Below are 25,875 nucleotides of genomic sequence, written 5' to 3' on the forward strand. Positions count from 1 at the left end.
TCTCGAGCCGGCCGCCGACTCTGCCGGACCGCTGGCCGGGAAGCCAGCTTCGGGCACCTTGAAGGTGCCCACTTCTTGAGGAGGCGTCATGTTCGACATGGGCACCATGCTCAACGAGCTGGGATGGCCATTGGGCATCGTCCTGGCGTGGGTCGTGGGAGAGTTTGGTCACCGTTGGACGGGGCTGCCACGCATCAGCCTGTACGGCCTGGTGGGCTTCGCGTTGGGCCAGGCGCAGAGCGGGCTTCTGCCCGCGGCCGGTACGGGTTCCATGATGCTGCTGGCCAACATCGCCTTCGGTCTCATCCTGTTCGAGTTCGGCTACCGCATCAACATCCACTGGCTGCGCATCAACCCCTGGCTGGCGGCCAGCGGGTTGCTGGAGTCGGTGCTGACCTTTTTCTGCGTGCTGGCGCTGGCCATGCTCACGGACCTTCCGACAGTCACGGGCCTGCTGCTGGCCTCGCTGGCCATGTCCACTTCGCCTGCCGCGGTCATGCGCGTCGTCAACGAGCGGCGCAGCTCCGGGCAGGTGACGGAGCGGCTGATCCATCTGACCGGCCTCAACTGCGTGCTCGCCGTGTTCACCTTCAAGGTCGTGGTCGGCGTGTGGACCTTCCAGAGTTCGGGCAGCCTGTTGCAGGCGGCGCTGAACAGCGTCGTCGTGCTCGGTGCATCGTCGCTGCTGGGCGCGCTTTGCGGAATCGCGGTGCCGGCCGTCATGCGCGGCTTGGGAACTCTCAGCCGCGATGCGACCGTGGCATTCGCCATCGCCGTCGTGCTGCTGGTGGCCGTCACCCATGCCCTCAAGCTGTCTCCGGTGCTGGCCACGCTGACATTCGGCCTGGTTGCGCGTCATCGGCGCGTGGCATTCAGCGCCACGCAGCGCAACTTTGGCGCGCTGGGCGACGTGCTGACCGTGGTGCTCTTCATGTTCGTCGCCAGCACACTGGAATGGAGCCGCGTGCTCAACGGCCTGGGCCTCGCGCTGGGTTTGATCGCCGTGCGCGGGGGGGCCAAGATCGTTGGCGTGACCTTGTTCGCGCGGCTCAGCGGCGTGTCCTGGCGCAAGGGCATGCTGACCGGACTGGCGATGACGCCCATCTCCGTCTTCGTCATCCTGCTGCTGGAACAGGCCCGCTACCTCGGCGTCGACCTGGTCGACCAGTTGGCCGCCCTCGCCGCAACCACGCTGCTGCTGGAACTCGCCGGCCCCATCGTGACGCAGCGGGCCCTGATCTGGGCGCACGAGACCCATGAACCCGGGGAGCACTGATGGCACTCGAAGACTTCTCCAAGTCCGACGCGCTGACGCTGGGCGTCGAGCTGGAACTGCAACTCGTCTCGCTCAGCGACTTCGACCTCATAGACGCCAGCCCCGACATGCTGGAGCTGCTTTCCAGGTCGCGCTTCCCCGGCAACGTCGTGCCCGAAATCACCGAAAGCATGATCGAGATTTCCACCGACGTGCACCGCGATCACACCAGCCTGCTGGCCCAGCTGCGGCAGGTGCGTGATTCGCTCGTGCGTGCCGGCGACACGCTCAATGTCGGCGTCTGCGGTGGCGGCACCCACCCCTTCCAGCAATGGAGCCAGCGCAAGATCTTCGCCAAGCCGCGCTTCAAGGAGGTGTCGGCGCTGTACGGCTACCTGGCCAAGCAGTTCACGATCTTTGGTCAGCACGTCCACGTCGGCTGCGCCTCTGGCGACGACGCCATGTTCTTGCTGCACGCGCTGAACCGCTACGTGCCGCACTTCATCGCGTTGTCGGCCTCCTCGCCATTCGTGCAAGGCAAGGACACACTCTTCAATTCGGCCCGCCTGAACTCGGTCTTCGCCTTCCCGCTGAGCGGCCGCGCGCCCTTCGTGCTGGACTGGAACGGTTTCGCCCAAGGCTACTTCGCCCACATGGAGCGCACCGGCATCGTCAAGAGCATGAAGGACTTCTATTGGGACATCCGCCCCAAGCCCGAGTTCGGAACCATCGAACTGCGGGTGTGTGACACGCCGCTCACCGTGGAGCGCGCCGCCGCGCTGGCCTGCTACCTGCAGGCGCTGAGCGCCTTCCTGCTGGAGCGCAACCAGCCCGCGCCCGAGGAAAACGACTACCTGGTCTACAACTACAACCGCTTCCAGGCCTGCCGCTTCGGCCTGGACGGCACGCTGGTGCACCCCAAGAGCTACGAGACGCTGTCGCTGCGCGAAGACATGTTGGCCACGCTGAGGCATCTGGAACCCTACGCCGACCGGTTGGGCAGCCGCGAAGCGCTGGAGCACCTGTACCGCGCCACTCACGAGGGCAGCGACGCCAGCCACCTACGCCAGCAGTTCCAGGCGCGCGGCAGCCCCGAAGGCATGGTGGATGCGGCACTCGCGCGCTTTCGGGGGTCGTCGCCGGCAGACCCTTCCCTATGATTCCGTGATGGTCATCCGACGTACAGCCAGCACACTCAACGCCGTCTCGAGCGACGAGCAACAGGACGATGCCGCACAGGTATTGCGGCAATTCCGGCAGGTGCTGAATGCCGTCAAGACGCACTTCCAGCAGGTCGAGAAGAAGTCGGGGCTGGGCGGCGCGCAGATCTGGGCGCTGTCACTGGTCGAGCAACATCCGGGCATCGGCGTTGGTGAGCTGGCGCGCGCGATGGACGTCAACCCGTCGACCGCCAGCAATCTGGTCAAGCTGCTGACCGAGCGCGGCATGGTGGAAGGTCGCAAGGAGGGCATCGACCGCAGGGCCGTGCAGCTCCATATCCTGCCGGATGGGGTCAAGGCGCTGCGTCGTGCACCGGCTCCGTTCTCAGGCGTCTTGCCGGAAGCGTTGAAGGCGCTGGACAAGGCGAGTCTTCGTCGACTGCGCAAAGACCTTGGCGAGCTCATTCTGCTTCTGGATGCCGACGAAGGCGCAGCTCGCATTCCTCTTGGCGAGATGTGAGCGCCGCCAGTCTGACCAAGTCAAGCGCAGACACTGATACGGCTCATCCCCCCAAATCTGCAGTCTGTCGCCCCCCGCTAGGTCGCAACCGGGGGTGGAGATATGGTGTGCTACATCAGCAACACACCCCGGAGCTCCCATGACTCCCACCTGGACAGACCAGGCGCCGATCTACCAGCAGCTGGCCGACCGCCTGGCGGTGCAGCTGCTCGACGGCAGCCCCTCGGAAGGCGAGGCACTGCCCTCGGTGCGCCAGCTCGCCAGCCAGTACGTCATCAACCCGCTGACCGTCACGCGGGCCCTGCAGGCGCTCAGCGACCACGGGTTGATCGAGTCGCGCCGGGGCCTGGGCATGTATGTGATGACCGGCGCCCGCGAGCGCCTGCTGCGCCAGGAGCGCGAGCAGTTCCTGCAGAAGGACTGGCCGGCCCTGCGCGCCAAGCTCAAGCGGCTGGGCCTGAGCGCCAAGGATCTGAACTGGGAGTCGACATGATGAACCTCATCGAAGCCAACAACATCACGCTGCGCTACGGCAAGAAGACGGCGCTGAATGACGTGTCCGTCGCCGTGCCCAAGGGCCGCGTCGTCGGCCTGCTGGGCCACAACGGCGCCGGCAAGACCTCGCTGATGAAGGCCCTGGTTGGCCTGCTGCCGGTGCAGGGCGAACTCAAGGTGCTGGGCCTGGAGCCGACGCACCACCGCCAGCAGCTGCTGACCGAGCTGAGCTACATCCCCGACGTGGCGGTGCTGCCGCGCTGGGCCAAGGTCCACGAGCTGATCACGCTGATGGCTCGGCTGCAACCCAAGTTCTCGGCCGAGCGCGCCCGCGCCCTGCTCAAGCGCACCAGCGTCGGGGAGAACGACAAGATCAAGAGCCTGTCCAAGGGCATGGTGGCCCAGACCCACCTGGCACTGATCGCCGCCATCGACGCCAAGCTGATGATCCTGGACGAGCCGACGCTGGGCCTGGACGTGGTGTCGCGCAAGAGCTTCTACGAGATGCTCATCGACGAGTGGTGCGACGGCGAGCGCAGCGTGCTGATCTCGACCCACCAGGTCGAGGAGGTGGAGGCCTTGCTGAGCGACGTCATCATGCTGGACGAGGGGCGCGTGGCGCTGTCGATCAGCCTGGAGGACATCGACCGCCGCTTCGTGGCCCTGAACCACGACCCGGCCGCCGCCGAGGCTATGGCCGCCGCCCACCCGCTGCTGCGCTACCGCGAGCAGGGCCGCACGACCTCGTTGTTCGACGGCGCACCGCCCGAGCACGTCACCAGCCTGGGCCAGCGCGTGCGCCCCAGCCTCGTCGACCTCTTCATGGCGCTGACCCGCAACCCGGCGCTGAACGGCAAGCAAGCCTGAAGGACACATGATGAACAACCACATCCCCACCCTGCTGCTGCGCGAATGGATGCAGCACAAGCGCGGCTGGCTGATCGCGGCCTTCGCGCCGCCCATCCTCTTCCTGGCCATGCTGCCCTTCGGCCATGTGCAGGGCCTGCCGACCGAGCACCGCGAACTGCTGGCCCTGGCCATGCTGCTGCTGAGCGCCTGCGCCGTCTTTGCCGTCTGCCTGCTGGTGGCGCTGTTCCAGTTGCCGGGCCTGGCACGCCGCGATGCCCAGGACCGTTCCATCGAGTTCTGGCTGTCCCTGCCGGGCCGCCCGAGCGAGAGCGTGGCGGCGACGGTGCTGGCCCACGCCTGGCTGGCGCCGCTGGGCGGCGCCCTCGTGGGCGCCCTGTTCGGCCTGCCGATTGCGATGTCGGTGCTGGGCAGCAAGGAAGGCTTTGCCGAGGCCATGGCGGTGAACTGGGGCGAGGTCATCTCCGCCGCCCTGCCGCTGCTGGTGCGCGGCCTGCTGGGCACCGTGCCGCTGCTGCTGTGGCTGGCGCCGATGATCTTCGTGCTGATGGCCGCCTCGGCCTGGCTCAAGCGCCTGGGCGTGCCCCTGGTCTTCGTCGGCGGCTTCGTCGTCACCCTGGTGCTGCACAAGGTCTACAGCATCGACTGGCCGCTGCAGGTGCTGGGCGAGTGGAACGCGCGACTCAACCACACCCTGGTGAGCGACGAGCATGTGCTGAAGTCGGCGCTGATGTCGTCCGGTGACAGCCTGTGGGCCTGGATGGCCCATGACCTGGGCCAGACGCTGGCCGAACTGGCCTCGCTGCAGTTCCTGGGCTGGGCTGCCGTGGCCGCCGTCGGCTTCGCGCTGGTGGTGATGAAGCGGGCACGCGGCGCCTGAGCGCTTGGCCACCCAAAAGCAAAACGGGGCCGCGAGGCCCCGTTTTCATTGGCTGCGCCCTGCGTTGTCAGGCGGGCGCCAGGCCTTCGCCCGAGGACGGGTTGACGATGCGCGCCGCCATTTCCTTGCGGAAGCGGTTGAGCTCCTGCACGGTGGCGAAGCTGCGGTCCATCAGCAGGCTCATGTTGTGCAGGATGCGCTCGACGACCTTGTTCTCCCACACCGAGTCGAACTGGATCTGCGTGTCCAGCCAGCGCTCCAGCCACTCGGGGTCGGGCAGGCGGCTCTGGATGGTGTCGCGCGGGAAGAGCTTGGCGTTGACGTGCAGATTGGTCGGGTGCAGGGCCTGGGCGGTGCGGCGGGCGCTGGCCATCAGCACACCGACCTTGGCGAAGGCGGCACGGGCTTCGTCGCCGAACTTGGCCATGGCGCGCTTCATGTAGCGCAGATAGGCGCCGCCATGGCGGGCCTCGTCGCGCGACAGGGTCTCGTAGATGGCCTGGATGACGGGCTCGGTATGCCACTCGGCGGCACGCCGATACCAGTGGTTGAGGCGAATCTCGCCGCAGAAGTGCAGCATCAGGGTCTCGAGCGCCGGCGCCGGGTCAAAGTCGAAGCGCACCTCGTGCAGTTCGGCTTCAGTGGGCACGAGGTCGGGGCGGAAGCGCTTGAGGTATTCGATCAGCACCAGGCTGTGCTTCTGCTCCTCGAAGAACCAGACCGACATGAAGGCCGAGAAATCGCTGTCCTCGCGGTTGTCGCGCAGGAACATCTCGGTGGCGGGCAGGGCCGACCACTCCGTGATGGCGTTCATCTTGATGGTCTGGGCCTGTTCGTCGCTCAGCATGGAAGCGTCGAACTTGTCCCAGGGAATGTCGCGGTCCATGTTCCAGCGCACGGCTTCGAGTTGCTTGAACAGTTCGGGGTAAAGCATGGGAAATCCTCGTCTAGAGGCGGGATTCTAAAAGTTCGCGCCAGCGTGTCATTTCCGGGGCGATTGCGGCCAGTCCGTCGAGGCATCGGACCCCTTGCGCGCCGCCCGGCAAACGCAGCGCCCGGCTGCTGCCGCCGGCCCAGATCTCGACCCGCTCCGGCAACTGCTCGCGCAGGGCGGCCAGCCCGTCCAGCACGGCGCGCTGGGGCAGTTGGCCACTGAAGCTGAGCGCGACGACATCGGCCTGATAGGCCACGGCGGCGGCCGGCAACTGGGCCAGCGGCGTCTGCGCCCCCAGCGACAGGCAGACGGCGCCTTCCAGGCTCAGCAGGGCCTCGGCCATCAGCAGGCCCAGGGCATGGCCTTCGCCCGGCAGGGTGGTCAGCAGCACCTTGGGGCAGCGGCCCTGGGCCGGCGGCAATGCCTGGATGGCCTGGCGCAGCACCAGTTGGACGGCCTCGCTGTAGAGATGCTCCTCGAAGACCTGCAGCGCCCCGTTCATCCACAGCTCGCCGACGCGAGTCGTCAAGGGCGCGAAGACGTCGTTGATGCCGCCCGCCAGTCCGCGGCGCAGCATGACCTGGGACAGGGCGCGGCGCAGGCCGTCGACGTCGTGGCCCTGCAGCAGGGCGACACAGGCCGCGATCTCGGGCGCCTCCAGCGGAGCGCTGGCGATGGCCATCGCGGCGGGCGACTGCAGCAGCGCCGAGAGCTCCTGGGGCGAGGCCGGGACGACGCGGCCGGGCCGGTGACCGGCGTCCAGCAGCCGCTTCACAAGGCGCAGCCGCTGCACCTGCTCCGGCGGGTAGAGGCGCTCGCCGGACGCATCGCGCGCCGGCGCCGGAAAGCCGTAGCGGCGCTCCCAGACGCGCAGCGTCTCCTTGCTGATGCCGGTGTCGCGCTCCACGGCCGCGATGCCGATGCCGCTGGCGGGTTCCATCAACTCATTCATGGCGGGGTGGCGGCCAGGCCTGGACAGGGCTGGGGCAAGGCGCCAGCACCGCAGCGGGAAATGGCGAAACTCCGCATCTGCACAAGACAAAACGTTGACACGCCTGGAAATTCTGCCAGCCACTGCCTAGGCTTTCGCAACTGTTTGCAATCCTGGCTGCCCGGCGGAACGAAGCGGAGTACAAGGATTGAAGGCGACAACAATCGTCACAGGAAATCGGTACAGCCCCTTGGAATTCCGCGCCCGGCACCCACTTCTCAAGCTACACACGGTGAAAACCCGATCCTCGCTCGGTGTCGCACTGTCCGTTCAATCAGGAATTTAGGTCGCTCAACCTCTCTGAGATTCAGAGCAGCAATCTCGCAAGCCGTTCTCCTCCTCCTCCCTCCCTCCCTCGTTGGCTGCGAGGCGTTGCAGCGACCGCTTTTATGACCAAGGGCCTGTGCACAACACAGGCCCTTTTCTTTGATCACACGCAGGCGTCGGAGTGCCTTGCCGAGCGACAGGCACAAACAGCCCTCAGGACTGTTTGAGTCCGGGCTCAGCCCCTTGAGGGGCGCGCGTCGGCACGTAGGGGTGGCCTATTTGAGCCATCCCTTGCGGCGGAAGTAGATGAAGGGCGCGGCCACGGACAGCAGCATCAGCACCAGCGCGAAGGGATAGCCCCAACTGGACTCGAGCTCCGGCATGTTCTTGAAGTTCATGCCGTAGATGGACGCGATCAGCGTCGGCGGCAGCAGGGCCACGCTGGCCACCGAGAAGATCTTGATGATCTTGTTCTGGTTGATGTTGATGAAGCCGACCGTCGCGTCCATCAGGAAGTTGATCTTGTCGAAAAGAAACGCCGTGTGCGAGTCCAGCGAGTCGATGTCGCGCAGGATCTGGCGCGACTCCTCGAACTGCTCGGCGTTGAGCATGCGGCTGCGCATCATGAAGCTGACGGCGCGACGGGTGTCCATCACATTGCGGCGGATGCGGCCGTTCAAGTCTTCCTCGCGGGCGATGGCGCCCAGCACGTCGCCGGCCTCGGCGTCGGTCACGTTGCTCTTCAACACACGGGCGCTGACGGCCTCGAGCTTGTCGTAGATGCCCTCGAGCACGTCGGCTGAATACTCGGCGTCGGCGTCGTAGAGCTTGAGCAGCACATCCTTGGCGTCCTCGATCAGGGCCGGGATGCGGCGCGCGCGCAGGCGCAGCAGGCGGAATACCGGCAGGTCCTCGTTGTGGACCGAGAACAGCACGTTGTTGAAGAGGATGAAGGCCACGCGCACGTTGCGCGCCGGCTTGCCGTCGGGGCCCTCGTCCCCCTCGATGAGGAAGTCGGAGCGGATGTGCAGCTCGCCGTTGTCTTCCTCGTAGAAGCGAGCCGACTCTTCCAGGTCTTCGTCGACGATGTCTTCAGGGATGTTCAGACCGAAGCGGTCGCGGATCCAGCCCTTTTCCTCGGCGCTCGGGCTCTCGAGGTCAACCCAGACCGGACGCGACTGGGCCAGGTCCTCGGCGGTTTCGATTTCTTCCTGGAACAGGCCACCCTTCAGGCGCCCGTTGTCCAGCGTGAACACATTCAGCATGCATCGTCTCCAGGCAGCGCTGGCCAGACTGGCAAAAGGGACGACGGCTGTCGCCGTCCGGGGTGGCGGGATTCAGTCAACCGTCTCACTCCGGGCGGGCGGGCCTCAACAAGGCCGGCGGCGGGAGTGGACGGTCACCGAGGGTGATCGCAGTCCAAGAAGCTCTCCGTAGGGGGAATCCATGGATTATTGCACCCGTGCAAGACGTGAAAGAAGCCTCGAAAACGAGACCTGACCTGCGACAAAAGCTCACCGTCATCCCCTTGTCACGCAGCGGCTTCGCGCGCAAACTGGGCTTGTCGATTTCCCCACTCCCACCCACCTCCGCTACCCGAAAGACCCCTCCTCCCCTCCTCCCCTTTCCTCAGTTTTTGGTTCCGTTTTTCCGTCCCATCCCTCTGAAAGGAGGCTTTATGAATCTGACGATCAGTGGCCATCATCTCGAAGTCACCCCGGCACTGCGCGAGTACGTGCTAACCAAGCTGGACCGTGTGACTCGCCACTTCGACCAGGTTGTTGATATCAACGTCCTGTTGACCGTAGAGAAGCAAAAGGAGAAGGAACGCCGGCAGCGCGCTGAAGTCACGCTGCACGTGAAGGGCCGAGACATCTTTGTCGAACAGTCCCACGAGGATCTGTATGCCGCCATCGACCAGCTGATGGACAAGCTGGACCGCCAGGTCTGCCGCCACAAGGACAAGGTGCAGGACCATCACCACGCCTCGGCCAAGCGCCTCGAGGTGCCCGCCCGCTGACCCTGTCGGCTCATCTCACGGCGGCCTTCGGGCCGCTTTTGTTTTTGTGATGCGCAATGCAGGGTGCTCCGGGGCAAACGGTTGTTGCTGCAGTGCCGCAAAAACCCGCATTCATGGGTATGCAGGGGCGTTTTCCACGGGTCTAGGGTCTAGCGCCCACCCCAAAACGGCGCGGGGTTCCATAATCTGGAGCTCTGATTGACCCATACGCCCGGTAGCGGCCGCGCTCATGCAGCGCCCCCGACGCTTGGCCTCAACCCATGAACCGTCTCGCCGCCATCCTGCCCGCCGACAACGTGTTGGTGAATGTGGATGCGTCTAGCAAGAAACGCGCCTTTGAACACGCAGGTCTGCTGTTCGAGAACCATCACCAGATGGGCCGCGCGCTGGTCACCGACAACCTCTTCGCCCGCGAGCGCCTGGGCTCGACCGGCCTGGGCCATGGCGTCGCCATCCCGCATGGCCGCGTCAAGGGCCTGAAGAACCCGCTGGCCGCCGTGCTGCGCCTGGCCCAGCCGATCGGCTTCGATGCGCCGGACGACGAACCCGTCGGCCTGCTGATCTTCCTGCTGGTGCCCGAGGCGGCCACCCAGCGTCATCTCGAGATCCTGTCCGAGATCGCCGAGATGCTGTCCGACCGCGAACTGCGCGAGCAGCTCAAGGCCGAACCCGACGCCGCCACCCTGCACAAGCTCATCGCGGCCTGGGAGCCGCTGAAGTCCGTCGCCTGACGCAGCCCATCGACGCTTCGCGTAAACCCTTGCTCGCCCGTTGAAACCCACCTCGATCAGCGCGGAAAGGCTCTTTGAAGAGCACCGCGAGGCCCTGCGCTGGGAGTGGATCGCCGGCCACGCCCACCCCGAGCGCCGCTTCGATGAAGCCGCCGTGCGCGACGCGCAGAGTGCCGCCGACCTGGTCGGCTACCTGAACTACATCCATCCCTACCGGGTGCAGATCGTCGGCCGCCGCGAGGTGGCCTATCTGAGCCAGGAAAGCACCGAGATCCAGGACCGCCGCATCTCGCGCATCGTCACGCTGGAGCCGCCGGTCATCATCATTGCCGACGACTCCGTGCCGCCGCCGCGCCTGGTGGCCATGTGCGACCGCGCCGAGATCCCGCTGTTCCGCACCAACGAGTCGGCCGGCCATGTCATCGACCTGGTGCGCGGCTATCTGTCGCAGTTGTTCGCCAACCGCACCACCCGCCACGGCGTCTTCATGGACATCCTGGGCCTGGGCGTGCTGCTGACCGGCGAATCGGGCCTGGGCAAGAGCGAACTCGGCCTGGAACTCATTTCACGCGGCCACGGCCTGGTGGCCGACGACGCGGTCGACTTCTTCCGCATTGCCCAGACCGCCATCGAGGGCCGCTGCCCCGAGTTGCTGCTCAACCTGTTGGAAGTGCGCGGCATCGGCCTGCTGGACATCAAGGCCATCTTTGGCGAGACGGCGGTGCGCCGCAAGATGCGCTTGAAGCTCATCGTCCACCTGGTGCGCAAGGAGACGATGGAGCGCGACTTCGAGCGCCTGCCTTACGAGCCCCTGTACGAGGACGTGCTGGGCATGCCGGTGCGCAAGGTCGTCATCGCGGTGGACGCCGGCCGCAACCTCGCCGTGCTGGTGGAAGCCGCGGTGCGCAACACCATCCTGCAGCTGCGCGGTATCGACACCTACAAGGAATTCGTCGAGCGCCACCAACGCGCCATCGACAACGGATCTTTGGACTGATCAGCCCTTGTTCGGGCAGTCGACCTTGGTACAGGTCGCGTAAAGCGCCAGCGAATGCTCCTGCAGCTGGAAGCCTCGCTGGCTCGCGATGGCGTGCTGGCGCTCTTCGATGCCGGCGTCGAAGAACTCCTCGACCTTGCCGCAGTTCAGGCAGACGAGGTGATCATGGTGATGCCCCTCGTTGAGCTCGTAGACGGCCTTGCCGGTCTCGAAATGGTTGCGGCTCAAGAGGCCGGCCTGCTCGAACTGCTGCAGCACCCGGTAGACCGTCGCCAGGCCGATGTCGGCGCCTTCGCCAAGCAAAGCCTTGTAAACATCTTCAGCGGTCATGTGTCGCTGCGCGGCGCGCTGGAAGATCTCCAGGATCTTGATGCGCGGCAGCGTCGCCTTGAGGCCGCTGTTCTTGATGTCGCTGGTCTGGTTCTTGGGGGAGGAGCTGGGCATGGCGGGCAGGCGAAGGAGGCCGGTAAGGGCCCCGCTAGAATCCGCCCGATCATAGCCAGCCGAGCTTTCGGCCGGTGCTTCCCGTCCCCTTGCCGCCCTCCAGCCAGCCGCCCGATGCGTCCCCTGCTTGCCTCTCTCCCGCTGCTTGCGCTGCTCGGCGGCTGCTCCTATCTCCCCACCTGGGATTCCCTGCCCACCGTCACCGGTGAAAAGGTGCTGGGCTTCGTCACGCCGTATCGCGTCGAAGTCGTGCAGGGCAATGTGCTGACCAAGGAGATGGTCGCCCGCGTCAAGCCCGGCATGCCCAAGGCCCAGGTGCGCGACCTGCTCGGCTCGCCGCTGCTGACCGACGTCTTCCACGAGTCGCGCTGGGACTACGTCTTCACCATCCGCCGCCAGGGCACCGCCTACCAGCAGCGCCTGGTCGTCGCGACCTTCGACGGCGACAAGCTCAAGGAGCTGACGGTGCCGGACGACCTGCCGGCCGAGAACGACTTCGTCGCCGCCATCAACACCTTCAAGCCCGGCAGCAAGCAGCCCAAGCTGGAGCTGAGCGACGCCGAGCGCGGCGCCCTGCCGCCGCCCAAGAAGAGCGCCGACGCCGCCCCGACGGCCGCCGCCGAAGGCCCGGCACCGGGCCGGACCTACCCGCCGCTGGACGCCAAGACGGGGTCCGGTTCGTGATCAAGGTCGCCGTCATGGGCGCCTCCGGGCGCATGGGCAAGATGCTGATCGAGGCCGTCGAGGCCGCCGACGACTGTGCCCTGCACGTCACGCTGGACAAGGGTGACGACGTCCGCGCCGGCCTGGCCGGTGCCGACGTGATGATCGACTTCACCCGCCCCGAGGCGACGCTGGCCCATCTGGCCATCTGCGCCGACCTGGGCGTCAAGGCCGTCGTCGGCACCACCGGTTTCGAAGAGGCCCAGAAGGCCGAGATCGCCAAGTACGCCGAGCGCACGGCCATCGTCTTCGCGCCCAACATGAGCGTCGGCGTCAACGTCGTGCTCAAGCTGCTCGACCTCGCCGCCCGCGCGATGAACGAAGGCTTCGACATCGAGATCGTCGAGGCCCACCACCGCCACAAGGTCGACGCCCCCAGCGGCACCGCCCTGCAGATGGGCCAGGTGGTCGCCAAGGCCGTCGGCCGCGACCTGAAGGAATGCGCCGTCTACGGCCGCGAAGGCGTCACCGGCGCGCGCGACCCGTCGACCATCGGTTTCGCCACCGTGCGCGGCGGCGACATCATCGGCGACCACACCGTCATGTTCGCCGGCATCGGCGAGCGCATCGAGATCAGCCACAAGGCCAGCAACCGCAGCATCTACGCCCAGGGCAGCCTGCGCTCGGCGCGCTTCGTTGCGGCCAAGAAGACCGGCCTGTTCGGCATGAACGACGTGCTGGGTTTCGCCTGAACATGGGTGGCTTCGCGGACTTCTGGGCCCAAAGCGACCTGGTCGGCCGCGCGGTCGCGCTGCTGCTGCTGGCCATGTCGGTCAGCGCCTGGGCGCTGATCCTGTGGAAGACCTGGCTGCTGCGCCGCGCCCGCCGTGGCCTGGTGCGCGCCGTGCCCGCCTTTTGGTCCGCAGCCGGCGTACCTGACGGTCGCAATGCGCTGCAGAGCTTCGACGCCGAAGGCCTGCTGCTGCCCCTGCTGGACGCCGCCACAGCCGAAACCCGCAGCGCCACGCTGGATGCCGCCGGCAAGCGTGAATCCCGCCTGACCCGCCGCCTGCGCGACGCCCTGCACGCCGTGCTGGCCAGGCTGCAGTTCGGCCAGGTGCTGCTGGCCTCCATCGGCGCCACCGCCCCCTTCGTGGGCCTGTTCGGCACCGTCTGGGGCATCTATCACGCCCTGGTCAGCATCTCGGCGGCCGGCAACATCACCATCGAGAAGATCTCCGGCCCGGTCGGCGAGGCTCTCATCATGACGGCCGCGGGCCTCGCGGTCGCCATCCCCGCCGTGCTGGCCTACAACGTCTTCGGCAAGATGGTGGCGGCCTGCGAGGCCGACCTGGAAGGTTTCGCGCACGATCTGCGCGAGTTGCTGGATCACGACTGATGGCGTTCGGCCGCCTCGAAAAGCCCGAGGGCTCGCGGCCCATGAGCGACATCAACATGACGCCGCTGATCGACGTCATGCTGGTGCTGCTGGTCATCTTCATGATCACCGCGCCGCTGATGACGGCCTCGCTGCGCCTGGACCTGCCCAAGAGCGAGGCCGCCACGCCCAGCGACGCGCCCGCCTTCATCGCCGTGGCCATCACACCCGACGGCAAGCTGCATCTGGGCGAAGAGGAACTGGCGTCGGATGCCTTCCAGAAGCGCATCTCGGAGCTGGGCCGCGCCAATGCGCAGATGGAAGTCCAGCTGCGCGCCGACCGCGCCGTGCCCTATGGCCAGGTGGCCGAGCTGATCGGCTGGGTGCAGGCCGCCGGCCTGAACCGCATCGCCTTCGTCGCCCAGGCCGCCGCGTCCGCGCCGTGACCGAAGGGTCGCCCGAGAGGCGGCCAATACAATTTGGCGTATGAACGCCAAGACCGAAGCGCCCAGCTACAACCCCAACGAGATCGAAGCCGCCGCCCGTGCCTACTGGACGGAGCGCGACGCCTACCGCGTCACTGAAGTACCGGGCAAGCCGCACTTCTATGCCTGCTCCATGCTGCCCTACCCCAGCGGCAAGCTGCACATGGGCCATGTGCGCAACTACACGATCAACGACATGCTGGCCCGCCAGCTGCGCATGAAGGGGTACAACGTCCTCATGCCCATGGGCTGGGACGCCTTCGGCCTGCCGGCCGAGAACGCCGCCATGAAGGGCAAGGTGCCGCCGGCGCAGTGGACCTACTCCAACATCGCCCACATGAAGGGCCAGATGCAGGCCATGGGCCTGGCCATCGATTGGAGCCGCGAGGTCGCAACCTGCCAGCCGAGCTACTACAAGTGGAACCAGTGGCTGTTCCTGAAGATGCTGGAGAAGGGCATCGCCGAGCGCCGCACCCAGGTCGTCAACTGGGACCCGGTGGACCAGACCGTGCTGGCCAACGAGCAGGTCATCGACGGCCGCGGCTGGCGCTCGGGCGCCCTGGTCGAGAAGCGCGAGATCCCCGGCTACTACCTGAAGATCACGCAGTACGCCGAGGAGCTGCTGTCGGCGGTCGCCAACCCTGAAGACCCCAACTACCTGAGCGGCTGGCCCGAGCGCGTGCGCCTGATGCAGGAGAACTGGATCGGCAAGAGCCAGGGCGTGCGCTTCGCCTTCCCGCATTCCATCGAAGGCGGCGGCGGCCGCCTGTGGGTGTTCACGACCCGCGCCGACACCATCATGGGCGTGACCTTCTGCGCCGTGGCCCCCGAGCACCCGCTCGCCACCATCGCGGCCAAGACCAAGCCCGAGGTGGCCACCTTCATCGAGGAATGCAAGGCCGGCGGCACGACCGAAGCCGAGCTGGCCACGCAGGACAAGAAGGGCGTGCCCACGGGCCTGTTCGTCACCCACCCCATCACCGGCGCCCAGGTCGAAGTCTGGGTCGGCAACTATGTGCTGATGAGCTATGGCGACGGTGCCGTCATGGGTGTGCCGGCGCATGACGAGCGCGACTTCGCCTTCGCGCTGAAGTACGGCCTGCCCATCAAGCAGGTCATCGACGTCGAAGGCCAGGCCTACGACGACAAGAAGTGGGCCGAGTGGTACGGCGACAAGGCCAAGGCACGCTGCATCAACTCCGGCGTGCTGGATGGCCTCGGCCATGTCGACGCCGTCAACAAGGTCGCCGAGCTGCTGGCCGAGAAGGGCCTGGGCGAGAAGAAGACCACCTGGCGCCTGCGCGACTGGGGCGTCAGCCGCCAGCGCTACTGGGGCACGCCGATTCCCATCATCCATTGCGACGATTGCGGCGTCGTGCCGGTGCCCGAGAAGGACCTGCCCGTCGTGCTGCCGGACGACCTGATCCCCGACGGCAGCGGCAACCCGCTGAACAAGCACGCCGCCTTCCTGAACGTGGGCTGCCCGAAATGCGGCAAGCCGGCCAAGCGTGAGACGGACACGATGGACACCTTCGTCGATTCGTCCTGGTACTTCATGCGCTATTGCGACCCGACCAACGACCAGGCCATGGTCGCGGACGGCACCGAGTACTGGATGGGGGCTGATAAGGCCAACCCCAGTCGGGTTGGCATGAACCAGTACATCGGCGGCATCGAGCACGCCATCCTGCACCTGCTGTACGCGCGCTTCTGGACCAAGGCGATGCGCGACCTCGGCCTGGTGACGATCAGCGAGCCCTTCGAGAAGCTGCTGACCCAGGGCATGGTGCTCAAGGGCGCCTTCTTCCACAAGCCCGAGGGCGGTGGCAAGGACTACTACTGGGACCACGAGATCGACGTCATCCACGACGACAAGGGCGGCATCACCGGCGCCAAGCTGAAGAAGGACGGCACGCCGCTCGAGTACGAGATGACGACCATGTCCAAGTCCAAGAACAACGGCGTGGACCCGCAAGCCCTCATCGACCAGTACGGCGCCGACACGGCCCGCCTGTTCGTCATGTTCGCGTCGCCGCCGGAGCAGACGCTGGAGTGGAACGACGCGGCCGTTGAAGGCGCCCACCGCTTCCTGAAGCGCGTGTGGAACTTCGGCGCGCGCCATGCCGATGCCATCAAGACCGGCGGCACCGACTACGCCGCATTGAGCGGCGACGGCAAGGCCCTGCGCCGCGAAGTGCACAACGTGCTCAAGCAGGTCAGCTATGACTACGAGCGCATGCAGTACAACACCGTCGTCTCCGGGGCGATGAAGCTGTTGAATGCGTTGGAAGGCTTCAAGGCTGAGGGCCAGGCCGCCGCCGTGCGCGACGGCTTCTCGGTGCTGCTGCGCGTGCTCTACCCGGCCACGCCGCATATCGCCCACCAGCTCTGGCAGGACCTCGGCTTTGCCGCCGAACTCGGCGACCTGCTCGATGCGCCCTGGCCGACGGTCGACGAGGCTGCATTGGTGCAGGACGAGATCGCGCTGATGCTGCAGGTCAACGGCAAGCTGCGCGGCGCGGTCAAGGTGCCGGCGGCTGCCGACAAGGCGGCCATCGAGGCCGCCGCGCTGGCCAACCCCGAGTTCGCCAAGTTCAGCGAAGGCAAGGCGCCCAAGAAGGTCGTCATCGTCCCCGGCCGCCTCGTCAACATCGTCGTCTGATGCAACGCCGTCACCTGCTGCTGCTCGGCTCCGCAGCCCTCACCGGCTGCGGCTTCGAGCTGCGCCACGAACCTGTGCTGTCCTTCCAGACCCTGGCGCTAACCGGCTTCCCGCCCGAGTCGCCGCTGGCCGCCGGCCTGAAGCGCCAGGTCAAGCGCACGCCGGTGCAGCTCGTCGAGGACCCGGCTCGCGCACAAGTCGTGCTGGAGGCGCTGCGCGAATACCGGGATCGCACTGTCGTCGCCTCCACCAGCGTCGGCCAGGTGCGTGAATGGTCGCTGCGCCTGCAGTTCGACTACCTGATCCGCACGGCGGCCGGCGAACTGCTGGTGCCCAAGGTCGAGCTGCGCCTGAGCCGTGACATGAACTACACCGAGACCACGGCCCTGGCCAAGGAGCAGGAAGCCGCCAACCTCTACGGCGCCATGCATTCCGACGCCATCGCCCAGGTCATGCGCCGCCTCGCCGCCGTCAAGCTCCAGAACTGATGCAACTGCGCGCCGAAGGCCTCAACGCCCACCTGAGCAAGGGCCTGGCCCGCATCTACACCGTCCATGGCGACGAGCCCCTGCTCGCCCAGGAAGCGGCCGACCAGATCCGCGCCGCGGCCAAGGCCCAGGGCTTTGGCGAACGCCAGATCTTCACCGTCGCCGGCGCCTATTTCGACTGGGCCCCGGTGATGGCGGCGGCCCAGGCCATGAGCCTGTTCTCAGAGCGCCAGTTCATCGAGATCCGCATCCCCGGCGGCAAGCCCGGCAAGGATGGCTCCGAGGCGCTGCAACGTTATGCCGAGGCCGCACCCGACGATGTGCTGACCCTGGTCACCCTGCCGCGCCTGGACAAAACACAGCTTTCAAGCGCCTGGTTCACGGCCCTGGACGGCAACGGCGTGTCGCTGCGGGTCGAGCCCGTCGAGCGCCGCCTGCTGCCGGCCTGGTTGGCCCAGCGCCTCAAGGCCCAGGGCCAGTCCGTGCCCGAGGGCGAGGACGGCCAGAAGGCCCTGTCCTTCTTCGCCGACCGCGTCGAAGGCAATCTGCTGGCCGCCCACCAGGAACTGCAAAAGCTCGCCCTGCTGCATCCCAAGGGCGAACTGACCCTGGCCGACATCGAGGCCGCCGTGCTGGACGTGGCGCGCTTCGACGTCTTCAAGCTCAGCGAGGCCGTGCTGTCCGGCGCCGTACCGCGCATCCTGCGCATGCTCGACGGCCTGGAGGCCGAGGGCGAGGCCGCCGTCCTCGTGCACTGGAACCTGGCCGAGGATGCCCGCGCCCTGGCCCGCGTGCGCGCCGCGCTCGACGCCGGCCGCCCGCTGCCCATGGCCATGCGCGAGGCCCGCGTCTGGGGCGCCAAGGAGCGCCTCATCGAGCGCATCGCGCCGCGCCTGGACACCGCCCAGGCCGGTGCCCTGGTGCAGGCCGCGCAGATCTGCGATGGCCTCGTCAAGGGCCTGCGCCACCCCGACTGGCCCAGCGATCCCTGGGCCGCGCTGCGCCGCCTGGCGCTGATGCTGGCCGAAACAGCCAGCGGCAAGAGCGGCACCGTCCTCAGCTCACGCTGACCGCGACACCGGGCGGCCGCCCGGCACCCACGCAAGCTTCACTTTCCTCACCTGGGAATCGGCCTGGGGGAACGCGCAAGTCAATGCCTGTATATTGGATCCAATTATTGGATCCAATCGAGCTTGGGATGAACACGGACAGCGCGCGCATCATCGATTCCCACACCGGCGGCGAGCCCACGCGGGTTCTGGTCAGCGGCGGGCCCGACCTCGGTTCCGGCTCCATGGCGCAACGGCTGGCCAGGCTGCGCGACGAGCACGACGCCTGGCGCCGCGCACTGATCCTGGAGCCGCGCGGCTCCGAGGTGCTGGTGGGCGCCTGGTTGTGCACGCCGTGCGAGCCTGGCGAGGACTGGGGTGTGATCTTCTTCAACAACGTCGGCTATCTCGGCATGTGCGGCCACGGCACCATCGGCGTCGTCGCGACGCTGCGCCATCTCGGCCTCATCCAGCCGGGGCTGATGCGCCTTGCCACGCCGGTCGGCCCCGTGCAGGCCACGCTGCACGAGGACGGCGCGGTGACGGTGGCCAATGTGCCGTCGTATCGCCTGGCGCGGCAGGTGGCGGTCAAGCTGGACGACGGCCAGACCGTCCATGGCGACATCGCCTGGGGCGGCAACTGGTTCTTTCTCTGCAGCGACCACGGCCAGACTCTCGCAGCCGATCGCACCCAGCCGCTGACCGCCTATGCGCTGAAGGTACGCACCGCGTTACAGCAGACCGGCATCACCGGCGCGGACGGTGCCAAGATTGACCATATCGAGCTGCTGGGCCCGCCCGCCGATGCTGCCAACCACGGCCGCAACTTCGTGCTCTGCCCTGGCTCGGCCTATGACCGCTCGCCCTGCGGCACCGGCACCAGCGCCAAGCTGGCCTGCCTGGCCGCCGATGGCGAGCTGGCACCCGGCGCCGTGTGGCGCCAGGAGTCGGTCATCGGCTCGGTCTTCGAGGCCCGCTACGAAGCCAGCGAAGGCGGCGCCATCCACCCCTTCATCCGCGGCCGCGCTCACGTCACGCTGGACGCGCGAGTGGTGTTCGACCCGACCGACCCCATGCGCTGGGGTTTCTGAACCCCCTCAAGCCTTGCGCGCGCGTCGCTTCGGCGCCGCGGCCTGCGCTTCCTGCGCCTGCATATAGGCCGAGAAGCGTTCGCAGGCGCCGAGGATGTGCTGGCGCGTGAGGCGCGCCGCGGCCTTGGCGTCGCCCGCCACGCAGGCTTCGAGGATGGCCAGGTGCTCGGCTCGGGCCTGGGCGCGGCCATCGGTCAGCTGCAGCTGATCGACGAGATAGCGCTCGGTGCGGTCCAACGCCGCGACCGCGGCATGCAGGTGATGCGGCATGTCGGCCTCGGCATAGAGGGCGCAGTGGAAGTCGCGGTTCAGCTCGCCCCAGCGCACCGGGTCGCTCTCCTTGGAGAAAGCCTGGCAGCGCTTCTTGGCATCGGCCAGCGCCTCGCCGCTCAGGCGCGGCACCGCGTTCAGGATCAGCTCGCCTTCCAGCAGCGCGCGAAAAGCGCACAGCTCTTCGACCTCCGCCCGACTGTGCCCCGCCACCGTGTAGCCGTGATACCGCTTGATCTGCACCAGGCCGTGCTGCTCCAGGCGGTTCAGTGCCTCGCGCACCGGAATGCGGCTGGTGTGCAGCTGGCGCGCCAGCTCCTCCTGGCGCAGCGGCTCGCCATCCTTGAACTGGCCCGTGATGATGGCGCGGTGCAGGGCCTCGTAGACCTGATCGGACGCCGAAGGGCCGGGCGTGGTGCGGGCAAGCGTGAGGGGCTTTGAGGGCATGGCCACCATTGTGGCTCGACCTCCGCGACGCCCGGCCGATTGGATCCAAATTTGCGAATTGGATCCAATATGCAATATGCTGCACGCCAATCCATCCCCACCGAACCGGAGCAGCAAGACCATGTGGAAAGGCGTCATCCCCGCAGTCACCACCAAGTTCAAGGAAGACGGCAGCCTCGACGCCGCCGAGATGCAGCGCTGCTTCGCACTGCAGATGGCGGCCGGCTGCGACGGCTTGATCGCCTGCGGCTCGCTCGGCGAAGGCCCCATGCTCAGCCACGAGGAGCGGCTCGAAGTCTTCCGCCTGGCCAAGGAAGTGACCGGCTCCAGGCCCGCACTGCTGACCGTGGCCGAGGCCGGCACGCGTGAGGCCTGCCGCCTCGCCGAGGCCGGTGCCCGCGCCGGCGCCGACGGTCTGATGGTGGTGCCCAGCACCATCTATCACACCGATGCCCGCGAGACCGCCATCAACCTGCGCGCCATCGCCGCCGCGGCCGACCTGCCGGTGATGATCTATTCCAACCGCATCGCCTACCGCGTCGACGTCACCAACGACCTGCTGGAGGAGCTGGCCGACGACCGCCGCTTCGTCGCCGTCAAGGAGAGCAGCGACGACATCCGCCGCGCCACCGAGATCCTGACCCGCCTGGGCGACCGCTACGCCGTCTTCACCGGCGTCGACAACCTGGCCTACGAGGCCCTGTGCGCCGGTGTGCAGGGCTGGGTGGCCGGTCTGGTGGTGGCCTTCCCGGCCGAGACTGTCGCCGTCTACCGCCTCGTCAAGGCCGGCCGCCTGGCCGAGGCCCTGGCCATCTACCGCTGGTTCCGCCCGCTGCTGGACCTGGATGTGTCGACCTATCTTGTGCAGAACATCAAGCTCGCCGAAGCCCTGGCCATCCATTCCAACGAGCGCGTGCGCGCACCGCGCCAGCCGCTGGCCGGCGAACGCCGCGCCCAGGTCGAGGCCATCGTGCACAAGGCTCTGGCGACACGCCCGCAACTGCCCGCGCTTTGATGCGGTTGCGCAGCCTGATCGCCGGCCGGCGGCGGCCCGCGGACACGCGAGGGGTGCACCTTTGAGCAAGCAGGAATGGGAGCACCTGCCGCCGCTGGCGGCGGGCGGCACGAGCGCGGTGCAGACGCTGGTCATCGGCGGCGGCATCGTCGGCTTGGCCTGCGCGCTGCGGCTGCAGGCGGCCGGCCAGCAGGTGCTGCTGATCGAGCGCGACCACCTGGCCGCCGGCGCCAGCCGCGGCAATGCCGGCGCCCTCGCCTTCACCGACGTGCTGCCGCTGGCCTCGCCCGGCATCCTGCGCCAGGCACCGCGCTGGCTGCTCGACCCGCTCGGGCCCTTGAGCCTGCGCGCCCGCTACGCGCCGACCATGCTGCCCTGGCTGTGGAAGTTCTGGCGCGCCAGCCAGCCCGCGCGCGTAGCCGCCAGTACCCAGGCCCAGGCCGCGCTGCTGGCGATGTCGGCCGCCGAGTGGCCTGCCCTGCTGCGCCTGGCGGGGGCCGAGGACCAGGTCAAGGAAGGCGGCAACCTCCACCTCTACGACAGCGAAGCCGAGTGGCGGGCTTCCCAGTCCGGCTGGGCGCAACGGGCCGCCCATGGCATCGCCTTCCAGAATCTCGAGGGCATCGGGGCTCTGGCCGCCCTGCAGCCGGGCCTGAATCCGGCGCTGAAACATGGCGTCTTCGTGCCGCACTGGCAGACCGTCGACGACCCGCTGCACCTGTGCCGCAGCCTGGCCCAGGCCTTCCTCGCACGCGGCGGATGCATGGTGCGCGCCGAAGGCAAAGCGCTGTTGCGCGAATCCCGCGGCCTGATGCTGCAGCTGGGAGATGGCTCGCTGCTGCTGGCCCAGCGCGTGCTGGTGTGTGCCGGTCCGTGGTCGCACCGCTTGGCTGCCACCCTGGGCGAGCGCTTCCCGCTCGAGACCGAACGCGGCTACAACACCACGCTGCCATCCGGCGCTTTCGCGCTGCAACGGCAATTGACCTTCCCGGGCCATGGCTTCGTCGTCACGCCGATTGGCGGCGGCGTGCGCGTGGGTGGCGCGGTGGAGTTCGCCGGCCTGGAGGCGCCGCCCAACTACGCCCGCGCCGACGCCATGCTGGCCAAGGCGCGGCGCTTCCTGCCGGGATTGCGCACCGAAGGCGGCACGCGGTGGATGGGCTGCCGGCCGTCGCTGCCGGACTCCCTGCCCGTCATCGGCCCCTCGCCGGCGGACGACAGGCTGTTCTACGCCTTCGGCCACGGCCATCTGGGGCTGACGCAGGCGGCCGCGACGGCCCGGCTGGCGACGGCCTGGGCGACCACCCGGGCCCAGCCGCCCGAAGCCTTCGCGCCGCAGCGTTTCTTCTCGGGCAAGCGTTAAAACTGGGGCAGTTCTGGCTGCGCGTCGAGCGCGATTCGGGCTATCGTCGGGGCGCCAGCCGCTGCCGTCATGACGTCTCATCGCCACCTCCTTCCGCTCGCTCTCCTGCTGGGCCCGTTCGCGGCCCAGGCCGTCCCGGTCACCGTGCAACTGCGCGGCCCCACGGGCCAGCCGGTCGCCAACGCGGCGGTCGCCGTCGAGGTCAAGGGCCGCATCGGCAAGACGACGGCGGCCAAGGCCGAGATGGGCCAGCGCGACCGCCAGTTCACGCCCCAGCTCCTCGTCGTGCAGACCGGCACGGCCGTGAACTTCCCGAACTTCGACACCGTGCGGCACCACGTCTATTCGTTCTCGCCGATCAAGGTCATCGACATCAAGCTCTACTCGGGCACGCCGGCCGAGCCCGTCGTCTTCGACAAGCCCGGGGTCGCCACGCTGGGCTGCAACATCCACGACCGCATGAGCGCCCACATCGTCGTTGTCGACACCCCGACCTTCGGGCGCACCGACGACAAGGGCCAGGTGGCCTTCGACCTGCCGCCCGGCGAACACATGGTCAAGGCCTGGCACGCCGGCCAGAAGTCGCCGACCCTGCAAAGCGTCAGGCTCGAGGTGCCCGCGGCCGGCGGCACGAGCGTGCTGACGCTGGGCGAGTGACGACAGCAAGATGCGCTGGCCAGCCTGGCTGAATCTGCGCCGCCTCGAGGGCCGCATCGTCGCCCTCTTCCTGGCGCTGCTGCTGGTCGTGCAGCTCATCAGCTTCAGCGCCATCCACGCCAGCATCACGCACAACGCCGAGGACTCGCTGGCCTCCGAGCTGCAGACCGGCGAACGCGTGATGCGCCGCCTGCTCGACCAGCGCGCCGGCAAGCTGCGCGACGCCGCCGAACTGCTGGCCAAGGACTACGGCTTTCGCAGCACCGTCGGCCTGTCGCTGGCCGAGGCGGGCACGGTCGAGACCATCAAGGACGCCCTCGTCAACCAGGGCGAGCGCGTCGGCGCCTCGGTCGTCGCCTACTTCGACGACCAGCAGAAGCTGGTATCGGCCACGCGCGACGGCGCCGCCGCCTTCGGCGTGGCCCTGGGCCAGTTGGTACATAACAAGGACGGAGCGGCCCTGGTCGTTCAGGGCGAGCAGGTCTATCAGGTCGTTGCCGTCCAGGTGCGCACGCCGGCGCCGGTCGGCTGGGTGCTGATGGCCTTCGCGCTGGACCGCGAGGTGCTGGACGACCTCAAGGCCCTGTCCGAACTGCAGAGCGTCGTGCTGCTGCAGGCCCCGGCCAGGCAATGGCTGGACATCGTCGACAACCTGGACGGCAACGCATCCACCGCCTTGCGTGCGGGCCTGGGTCGGGCGGCGCCGGCGGACGGCATCGTCGAGCTGTCCGGTGAGCGCATGCGCGCCCGCTTCGTGCCGCTGATCGCCGGCGAGCGGCCGCTGGGCGTGCTGCTGCTGCGCTCCCTGGACGCGGCGCTGGCGCCCTACCAGCAGTTGCAGCTCATCCTGCTCGGGCTGACCGTGCTCGGCGTGGCCGTGTTCGCGATGGTCAGCGTGTTGCTGGCTCGCGGCATCAGCAATCCCATCACGGCCCTGTCGACCTCGGCACGGCGCCTGGAGCGCGGTGACTACGACACGCCCGTGCCCTCGACCGCCAAGCTGGACGAGGTGCACAAGCTGGCGGTGGCGCTGGAGAGCATGCGCGAGGGCATCCGCCGCCGCGACGCCCTGGTCAACAACCTGGCCTACGTCGACCAGCTGACCCTGCTGCCCAACCGCGCCCGCTTCGCCGAGTTCCTGCAGCACCATCTCGTCAGCAGCGACACGCCGGGCGCCGTGCTGATGCTGGATCTGGACCGCTTCAAGCACGTCAACGACGTGCTCGGCCACGAGGTCGGCGACCGCCTGCTGCAGAGCGTCGCCGAGCGGTTGCAGGCCTTGTGCGCGCCGGCGCACTCGCTGCTGGCGCGACTGTCGGGCGACGAGTTCGCCATCCTGCTGGCCCATACCGACGCCCATGCCGCCAGCGAGGCGGCGCTGGCCATCCTGAAGGACTTCGAGCGCCCGCTGCAGATCGACAACGAGACCATCGACCTCGGCGCCGGCATCGGCATCGCCCTCTTCCCCGAGCATGGCCACGAGGTCAACCTGCTGCTCGGTCGCGCGGAGCTGGCCATGTATGCCGCCAAGTCGCGGCAATGCGGCAGCCTGATCTATCACGCCCAGCTCGACGCTGGCAGCCAGGAGTCGCTGTCGCTGCTGTCCGAACTGCGCCGCGCCATCGAGAACGAGGAACTGCGCCTGTATCTGCAGCCCAAGGTCGATCTGCAGAGCGGCAAGGTGCTGGGGGCCGAGGCCCTGGTGCGCTGGCAGCACCCGACGCGCGGCCTGGTGCCGCCGATGCAATTCATTCCCTTCGCCGAGCAGACGGGCTTCATCCGCATGCTCAGCGCCTGGGTGCTTTCAGGCGCAGCCAAGTTCGCGCGCCAGGCCAAGGATGCCGGGCTGACGCTGAGGATTTCCGTCAACCTGTCCACGCGTGACCTGATGGACCAGGACCTGCCAGCCAAGATCGAAGCCATGCTGGCACCGCTGCAGGTGTCGGCCGATTCGCTGTGCCTGGAGATCACCGAGAGCACCATCATGGACGACCCCGAACGGGCCCTGTCCACGCTGGAGCATCTGCATGCCATGGGTTTCAAGCTGTCCATCGACGACTTCGGCACCGGCTACTCCTCGCTGGCCTATCTGAAGCGCCTGCCGGTGGACGAGCTGAAGATCGACAAGAGCTTCGTCATGGCCATGGAGCGCGACCTCGACGATGCGCGCATCGTGCGCTCGACCATCGAGCTGGCCCACAACCTCGGCCTGACCGTCGTCGCCGAGGGCCTGGAGACCATCAAGGCCTGGGCCATGCTGGCCCGCCTGGGTTGCGACGAGGGCCAGGGCTACTACATCTGCAAGCCCATGCCGCAGGAGCAGTTCATCCTCTGGACCAAGACCTGGCTGCCGCCGGACGCCTCGGCGGTCACGACCGAAAGCGTCATCGCGAAACTTGGTTAGCCCCTCGCCCAGTCTGCTCCGGCTGAACGCCGGCAGCCTGGTCGGTCTTGCAGACCGCGCTGTGGCTTGAGCCGCAGCTCTTCGGCAGGGACATCCCGCCCACTGGGCGCGATGTATCCGGCCTCAGCCCCCGAGGGGAGTGAGCGCCGCGGCTCCAAGCTCGCCTGCGCGAGCTTGGACGGCTCGAACGCCACACGCGTCTCGCGTGTGGCAGGCGATGCTTGCGGCATCGAGCCGCAAGCACATCGCCAGCGCGGGCCGGCTAGGTGAACTGGAGTCGGACACAAGCAGTCCCTGCGGACTGCTTGTGCCTACGGAAGGCCATGGGCCTCTGGCCCATGG

At 67.7% G+C, this 25,875-nt stretch carries 26 protein-coding genes; 21 read left to right on the forward strand and 5 right to left on the reverse strand.

Features of this window, described 5'->3' with window-relative positions; genetic code table 11:
- The first annotated feature begins 88 nt into the window (after nt 1-88).
- From AC3WOE_RS14010 to AC3WOE_RS14035, 6 genes are all read left to right on the forward strand, one after another.
- Nucleotides 89-1,276: a cation:proton antiporter gene (locus AC3WOE_RS14010; protein WP_492691256.1), complete on the forward strand. Its 1,188-nt coding sequence runs from the start codon at nt 89-91 to the stop codon at nt 1,274-1,276.
- Nucleotides 1,276-2,415, forward strand: coding sequence for a YbdK family carboxylate-amine ligase (locus AC3WOE_RS14015; RefSeq protein WP_492691257.1), 1,140 nt, complete (start codon nt 1,276-1,278; stop codon nt 2,413-2,415). Before AC3WOE_RS14010 ends, AC3WOE_RS14015 begins: the two co-directional genes overlap by 1 nt.
- A gap of 7 nt (nt 2,416-2,422) precedes the next feature.
- Nucleotides 2,423-2,935, forward strand: coding sequence for a MarR family winged helix-turn-helix transcriptional regulator (locus AC3WOE_RS14020; RefSeq protein WP_492691258.1), 513 nt, complete (start codon nt 2,423-2,425; stop codon nt 2,933-2,935).
- 139 nt (nt 2,936-3,074) lie between these two features.
- A complete protein-coding gene (locus AC3WOE_RS14025) occupies nt 3,075-3,428 on the forward strand; it encodes a GntR family transcriptional regulator (RefSeq protein WP_492691260.1) in 354 nt (117 codons plus the stop codon).
- Nucleotides 3,425-4,297, forward strand: a complete 873-nt coding sequence (locus AC3WOE_RS14030) for an ABC transporter ATP-binding protein (RefSeq protein ID WP_492691262.1) — start codon at nt 3,425-3,427, stop codon at nt 4,295-4,297. Before AC3WOE_RS14025 ends, AC3WOE_RS14030 begins: the two co-directional genes overlap by 4 nt.
- Nucleotides 4,298-4,304: 7 nt before the next feature.
- Nucleotides 4,305-5,177: a hypothetical protein gene (locus AC3WOE_RS14035; protein ID WP_492691264.1), complete on the forward strand. Its 873-nt coding sequence runs from the start codon at nt 4,305-4,307 to the stop codon at nt 5,175-5,177.
- Between the two features lie 67 nt (nt 5,178-5,244).
- Here AC3WOE_RS14035 and AC3WOE_RS14040 read toward each other — a convergent pair whose 3' ends face one another.
- From AC3WOE_RS14040 to corA, 3 genes are all read right to left on the reverse strand, one after another.
- On the reverse strand, nt 5,245-6,111 hold the full coding sequence (locus AC3WOE_RS14040) for a ferritin family protein (RefSeq protein WP_492691266.1): 867 nt from the start codon (nt 6,109-6,111) through the stop codon (nt 5,245-5,247).
- A 13-nt stretch (nt 6,112-6,124) separates the two neighbouring features.
- The gene (locus tag AC3WOE_RS14045) at nt 6,125-7,051 is read right to left on the reverse strand and encodes a MerR family transcriptional regulator (RefSeq protein WP_492691267.1); all 927 of its coding nucleotides are present in this window, start codon (nt 7,049-7,051) and stop codon (nt 6,125-6,127) included.
- A 593-nt stretch (nt 7,052-7,644) separates the two neighbouring features.
- Entirely contained in the window at nt 7,645-8,634 is a 990-nt protein-coding gene (gene corA / locus AC3WOE_RS14050; RefSeq protein ID WP_492691268.1) for a magnesium/cobalt transporter CorA, read from the reverse strand.
- 413 nt (nt 8,635-9,047) lie between these two features.
- On the opposite strand from corA, the gene hpf reads away from it, so the two are divergent.
- The 3 genes from hpf (at nt 9,048) to hprK (ending at nt 11,117) form a co-directional block, all read left to right on the forward strand.
- Nucleotides 9,048-9,389, forward strand: a complete 342-nt coding sequence (hpf, locus tag AC3WOE_RS14055) for a ribosome hibernation-promoting factor, HPF/YfiA family (protein WP_056200061.1) — start codon at nt 9,048-9,050, stop codon at nt 9,387-9,389.
- A 260-nt stretch (nt 9,390-9,649) separates the two neighbouring features.
- A complete protein-coding gene (locus tag AC3WOE_RS14060) occupies nt 9,650-10,120 on the forward strand; it encodes a PTS sugar transporter subunit IIA (protein WP_056200063.1) in 471 nt (156 codons plus the stop codon).
- 40 nt (nt 10,121-10,160) lie between these two features.
- Nucleotides 10,161-11,117: an HPr(Ser) kinase/phosphatase gene (gene hprK / locus AC3WOE_RS14065; RefSeq protein ID WP_492691270.1), complete on the forward strand. Its 957-nt coding sequence runs from the start codon at nt 10,161-10,163 to the stop codon at nt 11,115-11,117.
- Here hprK and fur read toward each other — a convergent pair whose 3' ends face one another.
- On the reverse strand, nt 11,118-11,561 hold the full coding sequence (gene fur / locus AC3WOE_RS14070) for a ferric iron uptake transcriptional regulator (protein WP_492691271.1): 444 nt from the start codon (nt 11,559-11,561) through the stop codon (nt 11,118-11,120).
- A gap of 114 nt (nt 11,562-11,675) precedes the next feature.
- On the opposite strand from fur, the gene AC3WOE_RS14075 reads away from it, so the two are divergent.
- From AC3WOE_RS14075 to AC3WOE_RS14110, 8 genes are all read left to right on the forward strand, one after another.
- Nucleotides 11,676-12,245 carry an outer membrane protein assembly factor BamE gene (locus AC3WOE_RS14075; protein WP_492691273.1) on the forward strand — a complete coding sequence of 190 codons (570 nt, stop codon included), beginning with the start codon at nt 11,676-11,678 and terminating at the stop codon, nt 12,243-12,245.
- The gene (gene dapB, locus AC3WOE_RS14080; RefSeq protein ID WP_492691274.1) at nt 12,242-12,976 is read left to right on the forward strand and encodes a 4-hydroxy-tetrahydrodipicolinate reductase; all 735 of its coding nucleotides are present in this window, start codon (nt 12,242-12,244) and stop codon (nt 12,974-12,976) included. Before AC3WOE_RS14075 ends, dapB begins: the two co-directional genes overlap by 4 nt.
- A gap of 2 nt (nt 12,977-12,978) precedes the next feature.
- Entirely contained in the window at nt 12,979-13,623 is a 645-nt protein-coding gene (locus AC3WOE_RS14085; protein WP_492691276.1) for a MotA/TolQ/ExbB proton channel family protein, read from the forward strand.
- Nucleotides 13,623-14,048 (forward strand): ExbD/TolR family protein, encoded by a 426-nt coding sequence (locus AC3WOE_RS14090; RefSeq protein WP_492691277.1) that lies wholly within the window; start codon nt 13,623-13,625, stop codon nt 14,046-14,048. The genes AC3WOE_RS14085 and AC3WOE_RS14090 overlap by 1 nt, the downstream gene beginning before the upstream one ends.
- A 40-nt stretch (nt 14,049-14,088) precedes the next feature.
- A complete protein-coding gene (gene leuS / locus AC3WOE_RS14095; RefSeq protein WP_492691279.1) occupies nt 14,089-16,749 on the forward strand; it encodes a leucine--tRNA ligase in 2,661 nt (886 codons plus the stop codon).
- Nucleotides 16,749-17,237 (forward strand): LPS-assembly lipoprotein LptE, encoded by a 489-nt coding sequence (locus AC3WOE_RS14100; RefSeq protein ID WP_492691280.1) that lies wholly within the window; start codon nt 16,749-16,751, stop codon nt 17,235-17,237. Before leuS ends, AC3WOE_RS14100 begins: the two co-directional genes overlap by 1 nt.
- Nucleotides 17,237-18,307: a DNA polymerase III subunit delta gene (gene holA, locus AC3WOE_RS14105; RefSeq protein ID WP_492691281.1), complete on the forward strand. Its 1,071-nt coding sequence runs from the start codon at nt 17,237-17,239 to the stop codon at nt 18,305-18,307. Before AC3WOE_RS14100 ends, holA begins: the two co-directional genes overlap by 1 nt.
- Before the next feature lie 128 nt (nt 18,308-18,435).
- Nucleotides 18,436-19,377, forward strand: coding sequence for a 4-hydroxyproline epimerase (locus tag AC3WOE_RS14110; RefSeq protein ID WP_492691282.1), 942 nt, complete (start codon nt 18,436-18,438; stop codon nt 19,375-19,377).
- A gap of 6 nt (nt 19,378-19,383) precedes the next feature.
- On the opposite strand, the gene AC3WOE_RS14115 is transcribed toward AC3WOE_RS14110, so the two are convergent.
- On the reverse strand, nt 19,384-20,094 hold the full coding sequence (locus tag AC3WOE_RS14115; RefSeq protein WP_492691283.1) for a GntR family transcriptional regulator: 711 nt from the start codon (nt 20,092-20,094) through the stop codon (nt 19,384-19,386).
- Nucleotides 20,095-20,215: 121 nt separating this feature from the next.
- On the opposite strand from AC3WOE_RS14115, the gene AC3WOE_RS14120 reads away from it, so the two are divergent.
- The 4 genes from AC3WOE_RS14120 (at nt 20,216) to AC3WOE_RS14135 (ending at nt 25,533) form a co-directional block, all read left to right on the forward strand.
- Nucleotides 20,216-21,109, forward strand: coding sequence for a dihydrodipicolinate synthase family protein (locus AC3WOE_RS14120; protein ID WP_492691284.1), 894 nt, complete (start codon nt 20,216-20,218; stop codon nt 21,107-21,109).
- A gap of 61 nt (nt 21,110-21,170) precedes the next feature.
- The gene (locus AC3WOE_RS14125) at nt 21,171-22,472 is read left to right on the forward strand and encodes an NAD(P)/FAD-dependent oxidoreductase (protein WP_492691285.1); all 1,302 of its coding nucleotides are present in this window, start codon (nt 21,171-21,173) and stop codon (nt 22,470-22,472) included.
- Between the two features lie 69 nt (nt 22,473-22,541).
- A complete protein-coding gene (locus AC3WOE_RS14130; protein WP_492691286.1) occupies nt 22,542-23,129 on the forward strand; it encodes a methylamine utilization protein in 588 nt (195 codons plus the stop codon).
- Nucleotides 23,130-23,139: 10 nt separating this feature from the next.
- The gene (locus AC3WOE_RS14135; protein WP_492691287.1) at nt 23,140-25,533 is read left to right on the forward strand and encodes a putative bifunctional diguanylate cyclase/phosphodiesterase; all 2,394 of its coding nucleotides are present in this window, start codon (nt 23,140-23,142) and stop codon (nt 25,531-25,533) included.
- Nucleotides 25,534-25,875: the final 342 nt, after the last annotated feature.

It is taken from the genome of Roseateles sp. FW305-36 (genome assembly GCF_058787015.1).